We start from the raw sequence: 3,153 nt of genomic DNA, 5'->3' as shown, positions 1-3,153 counted from the left end.
CGGTAAAGACCGCGGGCACGGTAAGCAGCGCCCCCACGCCCACCACGCCGCAAAAAAAGGCCAGCCAGGCGCGCCGTTCCATGCTGTGATTAAAGGCGTCGATGAGCAGAAAGGCCACGATCAGCAGGGGGATCACCGCCAGCCAGGCGTAGGCGAACAGGCCCGTGGTGGTAAAGAACGAATAGGAGTAGCGGATCTGTATGAGCAGCAGGGGCGCAATGCCAAGCACCACCGCCAGGCTCTTGAGGCCGAGGTGGGTGTGCATGAAACGGCTGTTCCACGCCTGCCCGGCCTCATCCCTGTCCAGCCAGTCCTGAAGAAAGAACACAAAGCCCAGAATGGCCGTCCCCACGATCAGCAGGGCAAAAAGCAGGTGCAGGCCAAAGGAGACAAAAAGCAGGCCGTTGAGCCAGCCTTCGGGCAGGGGATGCAGCAGAAAAAGATCGGTCCACTTGTTCATGGTTGCTTGGCCTCCCCGGCGGCGCGGCCCTTATGGGCCTGCTGCGTCTTGATATAGCCCTGCTCCGTCGCGAGCATGTAAATGTAGTTCGCCAGCAGCAGGCGCTCCGATTCCGAGCCGGTAAAGGGCGTCATGAACGGCCCGAGGTTCTCGGTGATGTCGATGATGGCGTTGAGACTGTCCAGCGTACGCCCGGCCACGCGGATGCCGATATTGTTGAGGCCGCCCTTGACGTTGGTGTGGCACACCCCGCAGTTGGCGGCAAACAGGGCCTGCCCGGCGACCATGTGGGGCGGCAGCTTGCCGTTGTCGTTAACCCAGCGCATGCGCGGCAGAAAGCTTTCATTTTTTTCGTCCAGGGCCAGCTTTTCCACCAGCGGAACCTGATTGGCATACATATAGCCGGGCAAAAGGTACGGCCCGCGCACAAATTCGCGTATGCGCTCAAATTCCATAACCATGAATACGCAAAGCAGCAGGGCCGGTATGCAGAGAATGCGGCTTGCCACACGGCTGCGCAGCACCGCCACAAGACCGGCAAGGCACAGCACGCCCACGCCCACGGCATTGAGGGTTGGCAGAAAGTCCGGCAGTTGCGACATGTAGGACGTGGCTACGGCGAATTTCCAGTGGGTCAGATAGGTCATGGGTATGCGGGAGAAATACACCCAGGCGCTCACACCGGCCACAGCCACACAAGCCAGAAAAACGCCCCCGGTCAGGCGCAGGGCGCTGCCCCGCTCCTGAGCCGTACCCTTGAAGCGCCAGGCAATCCACGCCATGAGCAGCAGCGAGCCGATGGCAAGCCCGCCTGCCAGACGCAGAAAAACCTGGGGCGCGAAGGTGGGATTAAAGTACGCCTGGTCAAAATCCTGTTCCCAGGGCCAGCCGTCAGGCGTGAGCATGAAGCCCAGAATGCCCGAAATGAGTATGGCCGAAAAAACAGCCATGACCACGTAGCCCCAGCCCAGCGCAGCCAGCTTGCCGGGCTGCTTTTCCGCCAGCCTGTCCCACAGATAGTAGTAGATGAGCAGCAGAATGACTTCGGATGTAAAGGCCCCCCATTCTATAAACCAGGGCCAGAAAAAAAGGTGGATAAGCGAACCGATGCCTTCGGGCGCGAGAATGCCGGTGATAAACCAGATGCCCACGCCCGTCACCGCGCCCACGGAGGTGATGACCACCACGGCGGGACCAAGCAGGCTGCGGCTGATCTTTGCCCAGTAGTCGCCCTTGCCCATCCAGGTCAGGGTTTGAAACAGAATGAGCATGGTCATGAGACCAATAGCCAGGCCGTGGCTTATGACAACGTGCAGCACGGCGTCCAGGGCGATGGTCATGCCATCGCCAAGTCCCGGTATATGCAATATGGGAAATATCATGGCTAGTTCCCTTCCGTCAGAGGGATAAGCCGCACGATCTTGTCGGAATGGGTGGGCTTGAAGGCCGGTCTGGGCTGTTCATGGATGTAGCCCGCCACGTCAAGCGCCTCTTCCTGCGTCAGAGAAGGCGCATTCTTGGGCATAAAGCGCCAGGCAAAAATGGAAAGGGTGCGGATGCGGTGCATGCCTGCGCCGTCATTGTACGCGCCGTCGCCCCAGACGGGCGGGGCAATGTCCGTGCCTTCGCCTTCAAGGCCGTGGCAGCGGGCGCACACGTTTTTGTACACCTTTTCGCCGTTGGCCGGATCAGGCTTGTGGGGATTGCCCATACTTTCAGGCAGGGTCCAGGGCAGCTCGGCGTATACGGGAATATCTTTGGAAATCCATTGCAGGTACACCAGCAGCGACTGTATCACCTGGCTGTCCAGCGGGGGCGGCGTGCCGTTCATGCTGCGGTCAAAGCAGCCCTGAATGCGTATGCCGAGGTCGATGGTATACTCATTGCGGTCACGGTAACGCGGATAGGTCGCCCCCACGCCCACAAGAGAAAAGCTCTCCATAGACCGGCCGCCCTCAAAGTGGCAGCTTGAACAGGAAAGCTGGCTGTCCTTGCCGATGTACTGCCCGGCGTATTTTTTCGTTTCGGTCATGATCCTGTAGCCGAGCATGACCTCTTCGCGAATACTCTCCGGCGCGTCTTCGGGCCGGGGCGGATTGAACAGGGCCTGAGCGGACGGCACGGCAACCCTTTTGGCGGCAGCTTCGGAATCAAGAGCCACCCTTTGGAGGGAAAGCGTTGAACCGAAAAAGGAAAGCGCCCATACGCCGAAGACAAGCAATACAACTGCCAGAACAAGCCCCAGGTACACGCTGCGGTTTTTCATGATTTCTCCTGCTGGGGCCTGCTCTGCCTGCCCCGCAATGGCTTGGATGCAATACTATGTAATTTGATAGGAATTCTATGATAGCAACGCTTACAGGTAAGGCGAATGAATAGTCTCAGTATAAATTTCAGAAATACAGTCCCCTGTCAACACAGGTAGTTGAAAATGCTCGTCTTGCAGACGGCGGGCAGGCGTATGCCTGTGCAGGGAGGGCATAAGCCCATCGCGGGGTGACCCTGCTCGTGGCGGGTATATTGCACAAGCTGGCGAATATCATGCGCTTACAGCTATGGTTCGGCGTATGCGCACCTGTTGCTGCGCCGCAGTAACGGAAAAGACCGGTCTGCGTTCTTTTGCCGGGTCTGGCCCGCAGCAGAACCGCCCGGACAGCCCGCGAGCAGCGCCAACAGCGCAAGGCAACAGCGCA

General features: G+C 59.2%; 2 protein-coding genes and 1 pseudogene. All 3 read right to left on the bottom strand.

Annotation, left to right across the window (positions count from 1 at the left end; translation table 11 throughout):
• Positions 1 to 460 (bottom strand): annotated as a pseudogene (locus tag V6C07_RS03815) (hypothetical protein); the annotation flags it as partial.
• Entirely contained in the window at positions 457 to 1,842 is a 1,386-nt protein-coding gene (locus tag V6C07_RS03810; RefSeq protein ID WP_333535039.1) for a c-type cytochrome, read from the bottom strand. The gene V6C07_RS03810 and the pseudogene V6C07_RS03815, both read right to left, overlap by 4 nt.
• Before the next feature lie 2 nt (positions 1,843 to 1,844).
• Positions 1,845 to 2,726, bottom strand: coding sequence for a c-type cytochrome (locus tag V6C07_RS03805; protein WP_333535038.1), 882 nt, complete (start codon positions 2,724 to 2,726; stop codon positions 1,845 to 1,847).
• Positions 2,727 to 3,153 lie beyond the last annotated feature (427 nt).

The organism is Desulfovibrio sp. 1214_IL3152 (assembly GCF_036763055.1).
In the GTDB taxonomy this organism is placed as follows: domain Bacteria; phylum Desulfobacterota; class Desulfovibrionia; order Desulfovibrionales; family Desulfovibrionaceae; genus Desulfovibrio.
Note: the sequence above shows the minus strand (reverse complement) of the source record. Positions and strands in the feature narration are given on the sequence as shown.

Coding starts and splice junctions, on each gene's coding strand:
- V6C07_RS03805 (WP_333535038.1), bottom strand. CDS start 2,726: ATGAAAAACCGCAGCGTGTACCTGGGGCTTGTTCTGGCAGTTGTATTG.
- V6C07_RS03810 (WP_333535039.1), bottom strand. CDS start 1,842: ATGATATTTCCCATATTGCATATACCGGGACTTGGCGATGGCATGACC.